13 protein-coding genes are annotated in these 18,387 nt (G+C 69.4%); 8 read left to right on the top strand and 5 right to left on the bottom strand.

What is annotated here, in order from left to right:
- Positions 1-76: 76 nt before the first annotated feature.
- Together CVO96_RS02440 and CVO96_RS02435 are read right to left on the bottom strand one after the other, a co-directional pair.
- Positions 77-2,209 (bottom strand): TRAP transporter permease, encoded by a 2,133-nt coding sequence (locus CVO96_RS02440; RefSeq protein ID WP_165795177.1) that lies wholly within the window; start codon positions 2,207-2,209, stop codon positions 77-79.
- A 78-nt stretch (positions 2,210-2,287) separates the two neighbouring features.
- Entirely contained in the window at positions 2,288-3,256 is a 969-nt protein-coding gene (locus tag CVO96_RS02435) for a TAXI family TRAP transporter solute-binding subunit (RefSeq protein WP_103309932.1), read from the bottom strand.
- A gap of 193 nt (positions 3,257-3,449) precedes the next feature.
- Between CVO96_RS02435 and CVO96_RS02430 the strand changes: the two genes are divergently transcribed.
- Positions 3,450-4,217, top strand: a complete 768-nt coding sequence (locus tag CVO96_RS02430) for an amino acid ABC transporter ATP-binding protein (RefSeq protein ID WP_103309929.1) — start codon at positions 3,450-3,452, stop codon at positions 4,215-4,217.
- A gap of 86 nt (positions 4,218-4,303) precedes the next feature.
- Here the strand turns inward: CVO96_RS02430 and CVO96_RS02425 are convergent, their stop codons facing one another.
- Positions 4,304-5,527 (bottom strand): MFS transporter, encoded by a 1,224-nt coding sequence (locus tag CVO96_RS02425; protein ID WP_103313253.1) that lies wholly within the window; start codon positions 5,525-5,527, stop codon positions 4,304-4,306.
- 262 nt (positions 5,528-5,789) lie between these two features.
- On the opposite strand from CVO96_RS02425, the gene xylF reads away from it, so the two are divergent.
- The 3 genes from xylF to CVO96_RS02410 all read left to right on the top strand — a co-directional run bounded on the left by xylF (position 5,790) and on the right by CVO96_RS02410 (position 8,997).
- The gene (xylF, locus tag CVO96_RS02420) at positions 5,790-6,836 is read left to right on the top strand and encodes a D-xylose ABC transporter substrate-binding protein (protein WP_103309927.1); all 1,047 of its coding nucleotides are present in this window, start codon (positions 5,790-5,792) and stop codon (positions 6,834-6,836) included.
- Between the two features lie 161 nt (positions 6,837-6,997).
- Positions 6,998-8,218 carry a sugar ABC transporter permease gene (locus CVO96_RS02415; protein WP_103309924.1) on the top strand — a complete coding sequence of 407 codons (1,221 nt, stop codon included), beginning with the start codon at positions 6,998-7,000 and terminating at the stop codon, positions 8,216-8,218.
- A complete protein-coding gene (locus tag CVO96_RS02410; protein ID WP_103309921.1) occupies positions 8,215-8,997 on the top strand; it encodes an ATP-binding cassette domain-containing protein in 783 nt (260 codons plus the stop codon). The genes CVO96_RS02415 and CVO96_RS02410 overlap by 4 nt, the downstream gene beginning before the upstream one ends.
- Before the next feature lie 207 nt (positions 8,998-9,204).
- On the opposite strand, the gene CVO96_RS02405 is transcribed toward CVO96_RS02410, so the two are convergent.
- Positions 9,205-10,845, bottom strand: a complete 1,641-nt coding sequence (locus tag CVO96_RS02405; protein ID WP_103309918.1) for a chloride channel protein — start codon at positions 10,843-10,845, stop codon at positions 9,205-9,207.
- A 194-nt stretch (positions 10,846-11,039) separates the two neighbouring features.
- Between CVO96_RS02405 and sodA the strand changes: the two genes are divergently transcribed.
- On the top strand, positions 11,040-11,663 hold the full coding sequence (gene sodA, locus CVO96_RS02400; RefSeq protein ID WP_103309915.1) for a superoxide dismutase [Mn]: 624 nt from the start codon (positions 11,040-11,042) through the stop codon (positions 11,661-11,663).
- 49 nt (positions 11,664-11,712) lie between these two features.
- On the opposite strand, the gene CVO96_RS02395 is transcribed toward sodA, so the two are convergent.
- Complete coding sequence (locus tag CVO96_RS02395) at positions 11,713-13,068, bottom strand: cytochrome P450 (protein WP_103309912.1); 1,356 nt, start codon at positions 13,066-13,068, stop codon at positions 11,713-11,715.
- A gap of 310 nt (positions 13,069-13,378) precedes the next feature.
- On the opposite strand from CVO96_RS02395, the gene CVO96_RS02390 reads away from it, so the two are divergent.
- The 3 genes from CVO96_RS02390 (at position 13,379) to CVO96_RS02380 (ending at position 18,338) form a co-directional block, all read left to right on the top strand.
- Positions 13,379-15,055 carry an acyl-CoA carboxylase subunit beta gene (locus CVO96_RS02390; RefSeq protein ID WP_103309909.1) on the top strand — a complete coding sequence of 559 codons (1,677 nt, stop codon included), beginning with the start codon at positions 13,379-13,381 and terminating at the stop codon, positions 15,053-15,055.
- A gap of 116 nt (positions 15,056-15,171) precedes the next feature.
- Positions 15,172-17,088, top strand: coding sequence for an acetate--CoA ligase (locus CVO96_RS02385; protein ID WP_103309907.1), 1,917 nt, complete (start codon positions 15,172-15,174; stop codon positions 17,086-17,088).
- A 41-nt stretch (positions 17,089-17,129) separates the two neighbouring features.
- The gene (locus CVO96_RS02380; RefSeq protein WP_103309905.1) at positions 17,130-18,338 is read left to right on the top strand and encodes an acyl-CoA dehydrogenase family protein; all 1,209 of its coding nucleotides are present in this window, start codon (positions 17,130-17,132) and stop codon (positions 18,336-18,338) included.
- Positions 18,339-18,387: the final 49 nt, after the last annotated feature.

Below are 18,387 nucleotides of genomic sequence, written 5' to 3'. Positions count from 1 at the left end.
GAACACGCCTGGATTCACAGGCAGTGGTTCCCGGTGTGGAGGCCGGGGGCAGGGAATCAGAGCGCGATCGGGACGCTCAGGCGGCGGCGCTCAGGGCGGGGGGCGGCTCGGCGCGGCTGCCGGCCTTCTGCCAGAAGTACACCAGCCCGATTAACGCCAGCGCGCCCAGGTTCCAGAAGATGTGGGTGGGGATGATCAGGATGAACGACGCGACCAGTAGCATCACGAACTGCACGGGGTTGGTCCTGCGGTGCAGGAAGCGCAGGGTGGCCGCGCTGAAGGCCACCAGCCCGATGAACGCGAAGATGACCATAGGAATGGCCTCGCCCAGCGGCAGCCCACCCAGCCGGCCACCTGCGATCAGCAGCAGCTGCGGGTTGAAGAACATCATGTAGGCCAGCAGGGCGGTTCGCAGCTCGTACTGGAAGGCCTGCACGCCGGTCGCCACCGGGTTGCCCCCGCTGATGGCCGCCGCCGCGAAGGCCGCCAGCGCCACGGGCGGCGTGGAGTCGGCCATGATGCCGAAATAGAACACGAACATGTGCACGGGCAGCATCTGCGCCGGGTTGGAGGTGTCCAGCCCCGCGACCTTGGCGATGATGGGCACGATCAGGGCGCTCATCAGGATGTAGTTGGCGGTGGTGGGCAGGCCCATGCCCAGGATCAGCGCGATGAGCTGGCCCATGAACAGCACGACCAGGATGCGGATGAACGGGTTGGCGAAGAGGTTGGCCACCCCCTGCACCACGTCGGCCAGCCCGAAGCCCAGCCCGGTGATGGTCACGATGCCCACGATGATCCCGGCGGCGGCGGTGGCGATGGCGATGCCGATCATGCTCCGGGCGCCGGCCTCGAAGGCCTGGATGATCTTGCGCCCGCCGTCCAGCAGGCCCTGTCCCGGCGTGCGCCCGTCGCGCGAGCCGAAGAAGACCTCCTGCAGCGGCATCATGACCAGCATCATCAGGATCGTGTACAGCGCGATGCGCTCGGGGTTGGCGTCGGGGTTCACGAGCAGGGTGCCCAGCAGGTAGCCCAGCGGCAGCAGGTAGTACCAGCCCGCGAGCAGCGTCTGGCGCACGCGCGGCAGCTCGCTCTTGGGCAGGCCCCTGAGGCCCAGCTTCAGCGCCTCGATGTGCGACACGACCAGCAGCGCGGCGTAGCACAGGAACGCCGGAATGGCCGCCGCTAGGATCAGCGAGCGGTACTCGATGTTCAGGTTCTGCGCCATGATGAAGGCGGCCGCGCCCATCACCGGGGGCATGAGCTGGCCGTTGGAGGAGCTGGCGACCTCGATGGCCCCGGCCTTCTCGCGGCTGTAGCCGGTGCGGATCATGGTGCCGATGGTGATGTTCCCGCCGGTGACCACGTTGCTGACCGCCGAGCCGGAGATGATGCCGTTCAGGGCGCTGCTCAGGATGCTGGCCTTGGCCGCGCCGCCCCGGAAGGAGCCGAGCAGTCCCTGGGCCACGCGCATGAACCAGTCGCCGGCGCCCAGCTTGTCGAACACGGCGCCGAACAGCACGAACAGGAACACGATCTGAGCGCTGACGCCCAGCGCCGTGCCGAAGATGCCCTCGGTGTTGGTGGCGAGCTGCCCGATCAGCTGCGGCCAGGTGTAGCCGTTGTGGAAGGGGGTCTGGAGGAAGGGGATCAGGCCGCGCGCGCCCACGAAGGCGAAGAGGATGAACGCCAGCGAGATCAGCGGCATGGCGATGCCCAGCGTGCGCCAGGCGGTGAGCAGCAGCAGCACGACCAGGGCGCTGCCGGCCCACAGATCCAGCGGCACGTCGGCCCTCATCCCGCCGTTGTTGGCGATGTTCGCGTATTCCACGAAGAAGTACAGGGCACCGGCTGTGGCGACCGCCCCCAGCAGCCAGTCGGCCCAGGGCACCCGCGTCTGGAGAGCGCCCGGCGTCTTGCGGAAGGGAAAGACCAGGAAGGCCAGCGCGAAGGCGAAGGCGAGGTGAACCGAGCGCAGGGTGGTGGGCACAAGCGTGCCGTCGTAGGCGGCGTACATCTGGAACAGGCACCAGGCCACGGCGAGCAGCGTGACCAGCCCGGCCTGCCACCCGAAGAGCTTGCGTCCGCCGGTCTCGGCCGCCTCGACCATCTCGATGGCCCGCCGCTCGCCCTCCGTCATCCCGGCGTGCTCCAGGCCAGTGCGCCCCAGGGAGGGATCGGAGCTGATGGGTTTCGTCGGATCACTCATATGTTGCTCATCCTCCTTGAATGCAGGGGGCCAGCCGCAGGTGGTTCGCGGCTGGCCCAGGTGTGGCCGGCAGGGGCCTTATTTGACGTTCAGGCCCTTTTCCTTGAAGAACTTGACGGCGCCGGGGTGCAGCGGCGCGGGCAGGCCCTTGACCGCCTTGGCGTAGGAGAAGTTGTTCGCCAGGCTGGGGTGGATGGCCTTGAGGGCGGCCTCGTTCCCGAACATGGCCGTCATCGCCTTGTACACGGTGTCGTCGGTGGCGGCGGTGGTGGTCACCAGGGTCGCCTGCACGGCCACCGAGGGCACCGTGGCGCCCGCACCCTTGTAGGCTCCGCCGGGGATGTTGTAGCGCACGTAGAAGGGGTACTTCTTGAGCAGCGTGGTCGCCTGGTTGCCGGCCACCGGCACGAGGCTGACCGGCACCGTCTGGGCGATCTGCGCGATGGCGCTGGCCCCCACGCCCACCGTGTAGAACAGCGCGTCGGCGCGCTTGTCCTGCATCAGCGTGATGCCCTGGGCAGGGGAAACACGCAGCGCCTGACCCAGATCGTCGAAGCCCAGGCCGTAGGCCTCCAGCACCTGCTTGGCGGTCTGTTCGGTGCCCGATCCCAGGTCGCCGATGACCACGCGCTTGCCCTTCAGGTCGGCAATCGAGCGGATGCCGGAGTCCTTGCGGGCCACCACGTGCAGGACTTCCGGGTACAGCACGGCCATGGTTCGCAGCTTGGCGTTGGCCTTGCCCTCGAAGCTGGGCAGGCCGGTGCCCTTGTAGGCGTAGTAGGTGATGTCGTTCTGCACCAGGGCGGCGTCCAGCTCGCCGGTCGCCAGGGCATTCACGTTGAACACGCTGCCGCCGGTCGAGCGGGCGTTGGCGCGCACGCCGTCGCCGGCGTCGTTGACCAGCTTGGCCATGCCGGTGGCGACCGGGAAGTAGACCCCGGTGGTGCTCCCGGAGCCGATGGTCAGGAAGTTGGCGCCCTGCGCCAGCGCGAAGGCGGCGGTACCGAGCACGAGAACGGCGCTGAGCTGTGTCACTGCTTTTTTCATGATTTTCTCCTGCTGCACGGGCAAAGTGGCTCTGCCTGAAGGGTCTGTGAATGCCGGAATGGTAGCACACGGCCTCCTGTGCTCCGGTTGTTCACCCGGACAACCACGAGGGTGCTCGTCCGGAAAGCCCGGTCTGAAGGCGGCTTAAGCTCCAGGCTGTTCCTGCCCGCTGGCGGCCCTGTACAGTGGCGCCATGACCCAGTCCCGTATGTCCGGCGCGTCCGGTGAGGCGCCCATCATCGTCGCGCAGGACGTGCACAAGCACTTCGGTTCCTTCCACGCCCTGCGCGGCGTGAACCTGAGCGTGCAGCCCCGCGAGGTGGTGGTGGTGATCGGCCCCTCCGGCAGCGGCAAGAGCACCTTCATCCGCACCCTGAACGCCCTCGACCCGCACGACGGCGGCGAGATCACCGTGGACGGCATTCCCCTGAACGGCAAGGGGAACATGGACGCCATCCGCCGCGAGGTCGGCATGGTGTTCCAGTCGTTCAACCTCTTTCCGCACCTGAGCGTGCTGGAGAACATCACCCTGGCGCCTATCCGCGTTCGCAAGACCAGCAAGGCCGACGCCGACGCGCGCGGCATGGAGCTGCTGCGCCGGGTGGGCATCGAGGAGCAGGCGCACAAGTACCCGGCCCAGCTGTCGGGCGGCCAGCAGCAGCGCGTGGCCATTGCCCGCGCCCTGGCGATGGATCCCAAGATCATGCTCTTCGACGAGCCCACCAGCGCCCTCGATCCCGAGATGATCAAGGAGGTGCTGGACGTGATGAAGGAGCTGGCCCGCAGCGGCATGACCATGCTGGTGGTCACCCACGAGATGGGTTTCGCCCGCGAGGTGGCTGACCGGATCCTGTTCTTCGACCACGGCAACATCGTGGAGGACACCACGCCCGACGAGTTCTACAACAACCCGCAGCACGAGCGGGCGAAGGCGTTCCTGAGCAAGATCCTGGGGCACTGAAGTGAGGTGATGAGGGACGAGGGTTGAGTGATGAGCAGGGGCGGGCGACGGCTCATCACCCGTCGCTCAAGCCTCATCACTCGCTCTCACGCATCCCGCCGCAGCCGCCCGCACTGCCACCAGGCGGCCGCACTGAACAGGGCGCTCAGGACGAACACCGGCCCGTAGCCGGCGGCGTCCGCGATCAGGCCGCCCAGCACGGGCGTGAAGAGGGCGGTGCCCACCAGCGTGTTCAGCGTGCCGATATAGCGGCTGCGGGCGTGGGCCGGAGCGATGTTCAGCAGATGGTTGGTGTGCCCCAGGTTGAAGCCCTGCGCCGCCACCGAGGTCAGGATGAACACGCCCAGGTAGGCCCAGGGGCCCAGCCCCAGCAGCCCCACCGTCCCGGCGTACAGCGGGGCCAGCGCGTAGAAGAAGGTGGCGTAGCGGATGATCCGCCGCGAGCCCTTGCGCTCCGCGACCCGCTGCCACACCACGTTCGAGAAGGGCGCGGCGCCGGTCAGGGCCATCACGAAGATGCCCAGGGTGGCGGCGGGATAGTTCAGCTCGCGCAGGGCGTACACGGCGAAGAAGGGCTCGGCCATGCTCGCGCCGGCCAGCAGCAGGCGCACGTTCAGGAAGGCGCGGAAGTGCCCATCGCGCAGCGTCTCGGGGATGGCCCGGAACTCGGCGCGCACCCCCTGCGCGGCCTGGGGCGGATCGGGCGGCTCCTCGACCCGCCCGAACACCCAGTAGCCGTAGGAATACGCCACCGTGCCCAGCGCGAAGATCAGCGCGTAGTTCAGCGGGAATTCAAGTTCCGAACCCAGAATCCAGCGCACCAGCAGCCCCGCCCCGAAGGCCAGCAGGCCCCCGTACAGGTTGCGTGTGCCGAAGTAGCGCGCCCGGCGCCCCGTGTCCACCGTCTTGCTGACCACTTCCAGAAAGGGCAGCCCGGAGACCCCCGAGGCCAGCGCGTTGACCAGCATGGCGAGCACGAACAGCGACAGGCACAGCGCTGGACGGTCGGCCAGCAGCGCCGCGATCAGCACCATCGCCACGTAGGCGCCGGCCCGTAGTCCGGCCGCCGAGCGGTACACCGGCAGTTTGTAGGGCAGGGCGCGCACCCGCGCGGCGACCAGCAGTTGCGGCAGCATCCAGCCGCCCGCCGCGATGGCCGGCAGCAGCCCGATCACCCAGTTCGGGGTGCCCAGCCGCGCCGCGAAGCCGGAGACCACCACCGACACGTTCAGGAAGCCGTCGCCGGTGAACACGGCCCAGCCGTTCAGGATGCCCAGCCGCTCGTTCCGGCTCCAGTTCATTCGCGGCATGGGGGGCATTATCGGCCCCTGGCCGCGCCGGGCGTCGGTGCCGGAGCGGCGCCCCGAAAGGTGTACCATCGATCTACCGAAATTCATTTCCCTGTGACGCAGCGGCCGGGTGGCCTGGATCACAGGCGGCGCCAATTCCCGTGGTGGAGCGGCTCCGGGTGCGGTGTTCCAGGGTGTCCCGCGGTGTCGTGTGCCGTGAGGGCTGCGTTCCGAGGTCTGTGTTCTGAGGTCGGCGGGCGGCCTGTCCCGCACAAGGAGTGCCATGAAACGAAGTGCCACGCTCATGTCGGCCCTGTTCGGTCTCGCCCTGCTGACCGGCCCCGCGCACGCCCAGACTCCGGTCACGGTCGGCGTGAGCTGGTCGAATTTTCAGGAGGAACGCTGGAAGACCGACGAAGCCGCCATCAAGGCCCAGCTCGCCAAGCTGGGGGCCCGGTACATCAGCGCCGATGCCCAGAGCAGCAACGAAAAACAGCTCTCGGACATCGAGAGCCTGATCACGCGCGGCGCGAAGGTGCTGATCGTGCTGGCCCAGGACTCCGAGGCCGTGCTGCCGGCCGTCGCCAAGGCCAAGGCCGAGGGCATCCCGGTCATCTCCTACGACCGCCTGATCGAAGACCCCTGGGCCTTCTACATCTCCTTCGACAACAAGGAGGTCGGCCGGCTCCAGGCCCGCATGATCCTGAGCGCCAAGCCCAGGGGGAACTACGCCTTCATCAAGGGCAGCCCGACCGATCCCAACGCCCAGCTGCTGTACGACGGGCAGCTCGAAGTCCTGGGCGCGGCCATCAAGTCCGGCGCGATCAAGAACGTGGGCAACCAGTTCACCGAGGGCTGGAAGCCCGAAACCGCCCAGCGCAACATGGAGCAGATGCTGACCGCCAACGCCAACAGGATCGACGCGGTGGTCGCCTCGAACGACGGCACGGCGGGCGGCGCGGTCGCGGCCCTGGCGAGCGTGGGTCTGGCCGGCAAGGTGCCGGTCTCGGGCCAGGACGCCGACAAGGCCGCCCTGAACCGCATCGCGCTGGGCCAGCAGACCGGCACTGTCTGGAAGGACTCGCGCACGCTGGGCACCGAGGCCGCCAAGATCGCCGTGCAGCTCGCCGGGGGCACCAGGGTCGCGGCCGTGAGCGGCAGCAAGAGCTTTAACGGCGGGCCGCGCAAGGTGGCGGTCAGCTCCATCCTGCTCAAGCCGGTGGTGATCACCCGGGCCAACCTGGGCACGCTGATCACGGCCGGGTGGGCCACCAAGGCCGAGATCTGCAAGGGCGTCACGGGCGCGGCCGCGCCGGCCGCCTGCCGCTGATCGCCGCCTAGCACAGGAGCGGGGCGCCGGGCACTCAGCCAGCGTCCCGCTGCCGTGCCAGGCGGGTTTGGATGCCGGCCAGCCTGAAGAGGGTTCGCGCCGGCGCCGGGTCGTCCAGCGCAGGCCCTTCCTCGTTCTCCCCATCCGCTCATTGGAGGTCTATGCAGAGCGTCCGTCCTGCTCCCGTCTCGCGGCGGCCCCTGCTGGCCCAGCTCGGTCTCGACGGCCGGCTGGTGTTCATGGTGGCCGCCATCGCCGGCATCTGGATCATGTTCCATCTGCTCACCCAGGGCACCTTCATCACGTCCCGCAACCTCTGGAACCTGTCGGTGCAGACGGCCTCCGTGGGCGTGATGGTTAGCGGCATGGTCTTGATCATCGTGATGCGGAACATCGACCTGTCCATCGGCTCGATCCTGGGGTTCACGGGCATGGCGATGGCGGTCGTCAACACCCGCCTGATCCCGCAGGACAGCGCGTGGGGGGCGCTGCTCACGCTGGCGCTGGGGCTGCTGCTGGGCGGCGTGCTGGGGGCGCTGCAGGGCACCTGGGTCGCGCGGCTGGCGGTGCCCTCGTTCATCGTCACGCTGGGGGGGCTGCTGATCTTCCGGGGAGGCGCCTGGCTGCTCACCAGCGGCCAGACCGTGGCCCCGCTGACCGAGTCGTTCCAGGTGCTGGGCGGCGGCCTGAACGGTTCGATCGGCGGCCTCTGGAGCTGGCTGGTGGGTCTGGCCCTGATGGCCGCGATCCTGGCCAGCGACCTGCTCACGCGGCGCCAACGGGCGCGGCGGGGGCTGCCCAACCGCCCGCTGCCCCTGCAGACGCTGTTCACGGGCGGCAGCCTGCTGCTGGTGCTGGGCTTCGTGCTGGTCATGAACGGCTACCCCGATCCGCGCAGCGGCCAGCCGCGCGGGATGCCGGTGCCGGTGCTGATCATGCTGGCGGTGACGGCTCTGATGATGTGGGTGGTACGCGCCACACGCTTCGGGCGCTACGTGTTCGCCTACGGCGGCAATCCGGAGGCCGCGCGGCTGGCCGGCATCAACACCACGCAGCTCACGGTCTCGGTCTTCGCCCTGATGGGCGTGCTGGCCGCGCTGGCGGGCGCCATCCAGACCGCCCGCCTGAACGCCGGCACGAACTCCACCGGCACGCTGGCCGAACTGAGCGTGATCGCGGCGGCCGTGATCGGCGGCACCTCGCTCTCGGGCGGCACCGGCAGCGTGCCCGGCGCGTTCCTGGGCGCCGTCCTGATGGCCAGCCTGATCAACGGGATGCTGCTGCTCGACCTGTCCAGCGCGTGGCAGAACGTGGTGCAGGGGCTGGTGCTGATGCTGGCCGTCACGCTGGACGTGGTGGCGCAGCAGCGGAGGAACCGGTGAGCGCCGGTCATGCTGCTGGCAGTCCGGTCGAGCGCACGGGCGTGCCCCTGATCGAGACCCGCGGGCTCTCCAAGGCGTTCGGCGGTGTCCACGCCCTGGAAGACGTGTCCGTGCAGCTCTACCCGGGCGAGGTGCTGGGCCTGCTGGGGCACAACGGCGCCGGCAAATCCACCCTGATCAAGATGCTCTCGGGGGCGTACACCGCCGACAGCGGCCAGATCCTGATGAACGGCGAGGAGGTGCGCCTGGGCTCACCGCGCACCGCGCAGAGGCTCGGGATCGAGACCATCTACCAGAACCTCGCGCTGGCCGACAACCTCGACGTCGCCGCCAACATCTTCCTGGGCCGCGAGCTGATGCGCGGCAGCGTGCTCGACGAGGACAGCATGGAGCTGGAGTCGCGCCGGGTGCTCGACCGCCTGAAGGTCAACCTGCCGGATCTCAAGAAGCCGGTGTTCAACCTGTCGGGCGGGCAGCGGCAGTGCATCGCCATCAGCCGCGCCATCTATTTCAAGGCGAAGGTGCTGATCATGGACGAGCCCACGGCGGCGCTCGGCCCGCAGGAGACCGCGCAGGTGAACGAACTGATCGGCTCGCTCCGGCAGGAGGGCGTGGGCATCTTCCTGATCAGCCACGACCTGCACGACGTCTTTCATCTGGCTGACCGCCTGACGGTCATGAAGAACGGCCGGGTGGTCGGCTCGGCGCTGACCTCGCAGATCACCCAGGATCAGGTGCTGGAGATGATCATCGCGGGCAAGCTCCCGGTGATGGGCTGAAGCGAATTCCGAATGTCGTCCGTACTGAGTCCGGAATTCATCCAATCGAAAGGATTCGCGGAGCGGCGAGGCAGAGGGCGCGAGAGGAAAAAGCGTCCGGGATGGAAGTCTTCCAGTCGGCTCCCTGCATTTCATCGGACGTGTCCGCACCGTCGATGTTCCGGGATGGGGCGGCAGACCGTATGATCTCCAATCCGAACCCGAAGCTCACGACCCCGGCAGCCGCAGGATGCCTTCCAGCGCGGCGTAGGCATCGGGCCGGGCCAGGAAGACCAGCTCATCCTCGGAGGTCAGGCGCAGCTCGGGGCGCGGCAGGCGCACAGTGCCGTCGCGGACGATGCCCACCACCTCCACACCGGGGGGCAGGCTGAGGAGCTGCAGCCGCGCGCCGCGCCAGCTGGGCGGCACGCCGCGGCGGTAAAGTTCGCGCTCCGCCAGGGCCACGGGGCCGGACTCCACCGCCTGCGGCGCCGCCGGAGCGTCGAAGGGCACGGCGGGCGCGTCCGGCGCGCGGCGCGGAATGAAGCGCACCGAGTCGGGCAGCAGGGCGGCGCCCCCCGCGTGCACGCCGCTCTCCCGCCGGGAGGTCAGCTGGGTGGGCAGCAGGCCCGAGACCCCGCTCAGCGCGTGGGCCAGGCCGCTGGCGACCAGCGCGATGGGCAGCAGCGCCTCGCCGCCCCAGGCCACGCCCAGCAGCGCGGCGGCCAGCGGCACGTTCAGGGTCACCGTCAGGAAGGCCACCGCGCCGACCAGCGTGGAAATCGCCGTGTCGATGCCCAGCAGGCTGCCCAGCCCGGCGCCCAGCAGGCCGCCCACCCCCACCGAGGGCAACACACCGCCCCCGAAGGCCAGCCCCGCACCCAGCGCCAGCAGCGCCCAGCGCCACGCTCCCTGGCCCACCCCCTCCGGCCCCACGAAGCCCGAGGTGGCCAGCTGCACGAAGCCGCTGCCGTCGCCCAGCACCGAGGGGGTGAAGAACCAGGCGATCAGGGCGGTGAGGAGGCCGAACACCCCGCCCAGCAGGGGGCGCAGCCAGCCGCTCAGCACCTTCTGGGGCCACAGCCGCGTGAGCCACAGCAGCGCCCAGCCCGCCAGGGTCACCAGCGCGGCGATCAGCACGAAGGCCGGCACCTGCGCCGCCGCCGGCACCTGCAGGTCGGGCAGGCTCAGCAGGGGCTCGAAGCCGTAGGCCAGGCCGTACACGGCGCTGCCGGCCACGGCAGCCAGCACGCAGGGCATCAGCACCTCGAACTCGAACTCGAAGCGGCGGTAGAGCACCTCGACCACGAACACCGCCGCCGCCAGCGGGGCGTGCAGCACCGTGCCCAGCGCCGCCGCCGCGCCCGCCAGCGTCAGCGCCCGCAGCTCCACGGCGTCCAGGCGGGTCACGCGCTGCATCAGCCGGGTGCCGAGCTGCCCGGTCATCGTGAAGGCGGCGTCGCGGCCCACCAGCAGGCCCGAGGAGTAGCCCAGCACGCTGCCCACCAGGGTTCGCAGCTGCGTGCTCAGGGAGGGCCACTGGCCGCGGGCGTGGTAGCCGCCCACCAGCTGGGTCAGCGGGCCGCCCGTGGCCGCCGGGATCAGCCAGGCGTAGGCGGCCCCCACGAAGGGCAGGGCCAGCAGCCCCCAGGGGGTGGCCGTGCCGAAGGCGATCAGCAGACCGCCCTCGCCCGGCGTGCCCGGCGGGCTGTAGCCGGTCAGCGTGGCCCCGAAGCCCAGCAGCGCGTCCAGGCCCGAGCGCAGCAGGATGCACAGGCCGCCGACCAGCCCGCCCAACAGCACGCTCAGCACCACCAGCCGCCCGGTTTCCAGACGGGTCATGACGGCGCGTGGCAGGGGAGAACGCATCGGGCCCATGCTAGAGCAAAGTCGTGCTGCGGGCGTTCGGCCGCCAGAACGCCCATCCGGGCGAGCCGGGGCATTAAGGCCCCATAAAGTTCCGGGGCCGGCTCGGGCCTCAGGGGCGGCGCGTAAGATACGAAACGTTCGCCGGGAGGAAGGCCGCAGTGGCCCGCGTTCTCCGGCGTGAAAGGAGTCCTGTCATGGCCTATGAACTGCCCCCTTTACCCTACGCCCCCAACGCCCTGGAGCCCCACATCGACGCGCGCACCATGGAGATCCACCACGGCAAGCACCACCAGGCCTACGTGGACAACGCCAATAAGGCGCTGGAAGGCAGCGACATGGCGAACATGCCGGTCGAGGAACTGATCGCCAAACTGGATCAGGTGCCGGCCGACAAGAAGAACGTGCTCCGCAACAACGCCGGCGGGCACGCCAACCACTCGATGTTCTGGCAGATCATGGGGCCGGGGGGCACGGGCCAGCCCAGCGGTGAGCTGCTGCAGGCCATCACCGACGCCTTCAGTTCCTACGACGCCTTCAAGGAGAAGTTCGAGGACGCCGCCAAGACCCGCTTCGGCTCCGGCTGGGCGTGGCTGGTCGTCCAGAACGGCAAGCTCGCCGTGGTGTCCACCGCCAACCAGGACAACCCCCTGATGGGCGAGAGCGTCGCCGGGGTGTGTGGCACGCCGATCCTGGGCGTGGACGTGTGGGAACACGCCTATTACCTGAACTACCAGAACCGCCGCCCGGACTACCTGAAGGCCTTCTGGAACGTCGTGAACTGGGACGAAGTGCAGAAGCGCTACTCGGCCGCGAAGTAAGGCGGACTGAATTCAGGCCCGGAGGCGAGATGCTTCCGGGCCTGTTTCTTCAGCCCACCTCGACCGACGCGCAGACCGGGCCGCCGGGTTTGAGGGTCACGCCCGCGAGCAAGCCCTCTGGCCCACCACCAGGCACGTCCAGCGTGAAGCCGCGCAGCACCAGCGCCGCGATCAGCCCCGCTTCCAGCAGCGCGAGGTGGTTGCCGATGCACATCCGCGCGCCCGCGCCGAAGGGCATGAACGCCTCGGGGGGCCGCCTGGTCTCCAGCCAGCGCTCCGGGCGGAACTCGTCCGGCCGGGGCCAGTGCCGGGCGTTGCGCTGCATCAGGAAGATGTTGATGGAGACGTTGGCGCCCTCCGGCACGGGCACGCCGCCCACCGTGACACCCTGGGTCGCCTGCCGGGGGATCAGCCACGCGGGCGGATACAGGCGCAGCGTTTCCTGGATGCAGGCGTTCAGGAGGGGGAGGGCGCGGAGGTCGGCGGCGCTCGGGATGCTCTCGCCCAGCACCGAGTCCCCCAGCACCGAGCGCACCTCCGCCTGCACCCGGGCGCGGATGTCCCCACGGCGGGAGAGTTCCAGAAAGAGGAAGGTCAGCAGCGTGGCGGTGGTCTCGTGGCCCGCCAGGAACAGGGTCATCACCTCGTCGCGCAGCTCGCGGTCGCTCAGGCCGCCCTCGCCGTGTTCGTCGCGGGCGGCCAGCAGCAGGCCCAGCAGGTCGTGGCCGTCCTCGTGGGAGGCCCGCCGCTCGCGGATGATGCGGTGAACGATGCCGTCCAGGGCCCGCGCGGCCGCCCGCTCCCGCTGCCGCTGAGGCGTGGGCAGGTCGAGATCGACCACGGACCGCACCCGCCGCGCCGTCCGGCCCAGCAGGGGCGGCAGCTCGCGCTCGACCACCTCCAGTTCCGCCTCGCTCAGCGCCGTGCCGAAGAGCACCGAGGCCACGGCCCGCAGCGCCACCCGCAGCATCTCGGAACCCACGTCCACCTCCGTGCCCGACTGCGCGGCGCCCTTCAGGCGCGCCAGCAGCGGTTCACAGGCCCCCACGATCTCGGAGGCCATGCCCTCCATCGCTCCGCGATGAAAGGACGGCTGCATCAGGCGGCGGTGCCCGCGCCAGGTCTCGCCCTCGGCGGTCAGCAGGCCGGTGCCCAGGAAGTCCTGCATCTTCTGGATGCCGCGCCCCTTGCGGAAACTGGCGGCGTGCCCGACCAGCACCTCGCGCGCCACCGCCGGGTCGGCCACGACCAGCACGTCGCGCGGGCCCAGGCGAATGCGGTACAGGTCGCCGTAGGCGGCGCGCGTGTGCCGCATGAAGCCCACCGCGTCGCGGCGCAGTTCCGGCAGGTTGCCCAGCAGGCCGTGGCCGCGCGGCCCGTCCGGCCAGCCTGGAAGGGAAGTCATGGGGGAATTAGAGCAGGTGTGGTGGGGGCGGACGAGGAATCAATGTGGGTGGGTGCGGCCAGGTGGAAGGCGACCCCCCTGCTTCGCGGCTGTACCGGCCAGTCACCTTCGGTACCAACTCCCCCCAGAAGGGAGCCAAGAAAGGCGTGTCAATCTGGCTTTTGAGTCTCCCTTTCAAGGGAAATCTCGTAGGTCGAGGTCAAGCAGGGAGTGGGGGAGGGGACGCTTCTGACGTTCTCAGCCCCGTCCCCTAAACCGTGGCCCACCCCTCTCCCGTCCCTAACGACCGTTTGTTAGACTGTGCTCGACAATGACCCAGCCCGACTCCAGCGCGACCGCGCCGCCCCCTTCCGTCCCCGGCTCCGCCTGGCAAGATGCGCTGGCCCGCCTCGCGGCCGATCAGCAGACCGTCCGGGCGGGCGGCGGGGCCAAGGCCCAGCAGCGCCAGCACGACAAGAACCGCCTGACGGCCCGCGAGCGCATCGCCCGGCTGATCGACCCCGGCACGCCGTTCGACGAGCTGATGACCTTCGCCGGTCACGGCATGTACGCCGAGGTGGGCGGCTGCCCCTCGGGGGGCACCGTGACCGGGATCGGCACCGTGCAGGGGCGCCCCTGGATGGTGGTCGCCAACGACGCCACCGTGAAGGCGGGCGCGTTTTTCCCCATCACCGCCAAGAAGGTGATCCGCGCGCAGACCATCGCGCTGGAGAACCACCTGCCGGTGATCTATCTGGTCGATTCGGCGGGCGTCTACCTGCCCATGCAGGACGAGATCTTTCCCGATCAGGACGACTTCGGCCGGGTGTTCTACCTGAACGCCCGCATGAGTGCGCGGGGCATCCCGCAGATCGCCGCGATCATGGGCAACTGCGTGGCCGGCGGCGCCTACCTGCCGGTGATGTGCGACACGCTGATCATGACCGAGGGCTCGGGCCTGTACCTGGCCGGGCCGGCGCTGGTGCGGGCCGCCATCGGGCAGGTCGTGGAGTCCGAGGAACTGGGCGGAGCGGGGATGCACGCCTCCATCGCCGGAACCGTGGATTACAAGGAGCCTGACGACGACGCAGCACTCAGGCGCGTCCGGGCACTGGCCGACCTGTACGCGCAGGGCGACCCGGCCCCGTTTGCCCGGCGTCGCCGCGACTCGGTGCCCGCCCCCCAACGCGACCTGACCGAACTGGTCGGCTTCGACGGCAGCAAACCCTACGACGTGCGCGACCTGATCACCGCGCTGGTCGATGGGGGGGAGTTTCACGAGTTCAAGCCCGAGTACGGCGAGACCATCGTCTGCGGCTTCGCCCGCGCGGGAGGCTACCCGGTGGCGTTCGTGGCGAATCAGCGCACGGTGATCAGGAAGAAGCTCAAGGCGGGCGGTGAACCCGGCCTCCGCACCCGCATCGAGGTCGGCGGCGTGATCTACGGCGACTCGGCCGACAAGGCGGCGCGTTTCATCATGGACGCCAACCAGGCGGGCGTGCCGCTGGTCTTCCTGTCGGACGTGACCGGCTTCATGGTGGGCCGCGACTCCGAGCAGGAGGGCATCATCCGGCGCGGGGCCAAGCTGGTGAATGCCGTGTCCAACTCGGTGGTGCCGAAGATCACCATCATCACGGGGGGGAGTTTCGGGGCCGGCAACTACGCCATGAACGGCAAGGCCTACGCGCCGCGCTTCCTGTTCGCCTGGCCCAGTGCCAAATACGCCGTCATGAGCGGCAACGCGGCGGCCAAGACCCTGCTGGACATCCAGCTCGCCGCCCTGAAGCGCGCGGGCCACGAGCCCGACGACGAGGAATTGATGCGCCTCTACGACGAGGTGAAGGCCAAGTACGACACCGAACTCGACCCACGCTACGCCGCCGCCCGCCTGTGGGTCGACGAGATCATCCCGCCGAATGACACCCGTGAGCGCCTGATCCGCGCCCTGGACGCCTGCGCCCAGAATCCGCACCAGGAGGAGTTCCGGGTGGGCGTGTTCCAGGTGTAGGGGTGCAGAAGGCGGAAGGCTGATGTCAGAAGGCTAACGACCGCCTCAGCTCCGGCTCCTGTCTTTTGCCATCTGCCTGTTGCCTTCCGCCTTCTGCACTCTCCGAAGGAGTCCCCATGACCACCGACGCCGACCTCCACGCCCAGTCCCTCGTGCCGCCCAGCGACGTGCTGCGGGCCCAGGCTATCGTCTCGCCCGAGGAAGCGGCGCGACTGAAGGCGCTCCCGCCCACCGAGTACTGGGCCAGGGTCGCCGCCGAACTCCAGTGGGATCAGCCCTGGACGCAGGTGCTGGATGGAAAGCTGGGCGACTTCCGCTATTTCGTGGGGGCGCGCGGCAACGTCAGCGTGAACTGCCTGGATCGCCACGCGGCGGCCACCCCCGAGCGCGTGGCCCTGCACTACGAGCGCGAGGACGGCCTGACCGAAACCTGGACGTATGCCCGCCTGACCACCGAGACCGCGCGCTTCGCCGCCGCCCTGCAAGACCTTGGGGTCGAGAAGGGCGACCGCGTGTCGCTGCTGCTCTCCAACATCCCCGAGGCCTTCGTCGCCATCCAGGCCTGCTACCGCATCGGGGCGATCTACTCGGTGATCTTCGCGGGCTTCTCGGCCGCCGCCGTGCGCGACCGGCTGGAGGACGCCCGCCCGAAGGTGGTCATCGTCGCCGACGGTACCCTGCGGCGGGGCAAGGTGGTGGAACTCAAATCGGTGCTGGACGAGGCCCGGCGCGGCGTGGGCAGCATCGAGCACGTCATCGTGATCGACCGGCTAGGGCTGTGCCATCTCCTCCAACCCGATGAACTGGACTATGCCGAAGTCATGGCCCGTACCGCGCGGCTGGCCGAGCCCGTCATGCTGGAGGCCAACGAGCCCGGCTTCATCATCTACACCTCGGGCACCACCAACAAACCCAAGGGGCTGGTGCACGCGGGCCTGGGCTTTCTGGTGGGCACCTACGCCAACGTGAAGTGGTCGCTCAACCTGCGCCCCGACGACCGCTACTGGTGCACGGCGGACGTGGGATGGCTGGTCGTGCCGATCTTCGCGCTGGTCGGCGGGCTCGCGGGCGGCGCCTCGCAGGTGCTGTACGAGGGCAGCATCGACACGCCCAGCCCCAGCCGCCCGTATGAGCTCATCGAGAAGTACGGCGTGAACAAGGTCTTCACGGCCCCCACGGCGCTGCGGATGCTGCGGCGGGCCGGTCAGGACGCGCTGGCGGGGCACGACCCCAGCGGGGTCGATCTGATCTCGCTGGTGGGCGAACCCCTCGACCCCGAGACCTGGCACTGGACGACCGACACCTTCGGCGCCTTCGTGAACAACACCTACGGACAGACCGAGACGGGCACGGCCTGGGCCTCGGCCATCGTGGGGGTCACGCCCACCCGGCCGGGGGCCTGCGGCGAGGCGCTGCCCGGCTACCGGGCGGAAGTGGTGGACGAAACTGGAAAGCCCGTGTCCGCCGGCCAGCTCGGCGTGCTGACCCTCACCGAACCCTTCCCCTGCCTGGCCCGCACTGTCTGGGGCGACCCGCAACGCTATCTGGACACCTATTTCAGCGACTTCCCCGGCCGCTACGCCAGTGCCGACGCCGCCCTGATCGACGTGGATGGACAGCTCTGGGTGACCGGGCGGGTGGACGACGTGATGAACGTCTCGGGCCACCGCATCGGCACCATGGAGCTGGAGGCGGCGCTGATCACCCACCCGGCGGTCAGCGAGGCGGCGGTGGTCGCCCAGCCCGACGAGCTGCGCGGCGCCGTGCCGGTGGCCTTCGTGGTGCCGCGTGCCGGGATCACCTCCAGCGACAGCCTGAAGGCCGAACTGGCCGAGGCCATCGTGGGCGGGGTGGGCAAATACGCCCGCCCCGCTGCCGTCTACGTCGTGCCGACCCTGCCGCGTACCCGCAGCGGCAAGATCATGCGCCGCCTGCTGCGCGACCTGCTGGAGCACGGCGAGGTGCGCGGCGACCTCAGCAGCCTGGAGAACCCCGACGCCCTGGACGTGGTGCAGAGCCACCTGCGCGACTGAACTCCGAACCCTCCACCTTTCCCCACTCAAGGAGAACCACCATGACCAGCACCCTCGACCGCATGAGCACCACGAATCCCAACACCGCGCCCCTGAACGACGACCAGCGCACCATCGTCTCCGCGCTGAAGTCCTTCCTGAAGAACAGGGTCGAACCCGGCGCCGCCGAGCGCGACCAGACCGGCGAATTCCCCATGCAGATCGTGCGCGAACTGGGCGAGATGGGCATCATGGGTGCCCAGACGCCCGAGGAGTACGGCGGCGCGGGGCTGGACACGGCCACCTTCGCCATGATCATCGAGGAGATCGCGGCGGTGGACGGCTCGCTGTGCCTGACGGTCGCCTCGCACAACTCGCTGTGCCAGGGCCACATCCTGATCGGCGGCACCGAGGAACAGAAGCGCAAGTTCCTGCCCGACCTCGCCTCCGCCAAAAAGCTGGGCGCCTGGGGCCTGACCGAGCCCGGCAGCGGCTCCGACAGCGGCGGCATGGGCTCGCGTGGGGTGGAGCAGCCCGACGGGTCGTGGGTGCTCAACGGCTCCAAGAACTTCATCACGCAGGGCTCGGTCGGCGGCACCTACGTCGTGCTGGCGCGCACCGACGCCGCGCGGCCCGGCAAGGGTAAGAACGACGGCATCTCCGCCTTCGTCTTCAACCGTGACGAGGTGCAGGGCTTTTCCATCGGCCGGAAGGAGGACAAGCTGGGCCTGCGGAGCAGCGACACCGCGCAGCTGATCTTCGAGGACATCCACCTGCCCGCTGACGCTCTGCTGGGCGAACGCGGCAACGCCTTCAAGGACGTCATGAAGGTGCTGGACGGCGGGCGCGTGGGCATCGCCGCGATGGGCCTGGGCCTGGGCCGCGCCGCCTTTGAGTACGCCACGCGCTACACGCTGGGCCGCGAGCAGTTCGGCAAGGCCATCGCCCACAACCAGAACATCGCCTTCCGGCTGGCCGACATGGACACCAGGCTGGAGGCCGCGAGGTTGCTGATCCGCAAGGCCGCCGACCTGAAGGACGCCGGAATGAACTTCACGGTGAACGTGGCCCGCGCCAAGCTGTACGCCACCACGGTCGGCGTGGAAGCCTGCGATGAGGCGATCCAGATGCTCGGCGGCTACGGCTACATCAAGGAGTATCCGGTCGAACGCTTCTGGCGCGACAACCGCCTGACCCGCATCGGTGAGGGCACCGACGAGGTGCAGCGTCTGGTCATCAGCCGGGACGTGCTCAGGCGCTTCGCGGACTGAATGAAGGGGCCCACTCCGGGGGGGGTGGTCACATGTGCATGGCATAAAA

The sequence above is a fragment of the Deinococcus koreensis genome (genome assembly GCF_002901445.1).
Taxonomy (GTDB): Bacteria; Deinococcota; Deinococci; order Deinococcales; family Deinococcaceae; genus Deinococcus; species Deinococcus koreensis.
The sequence above is the reverse complement of the archived record's forward strand: the minus strand, read 5'-3'. Positions and strand labels throughout refer to the sequence as shown.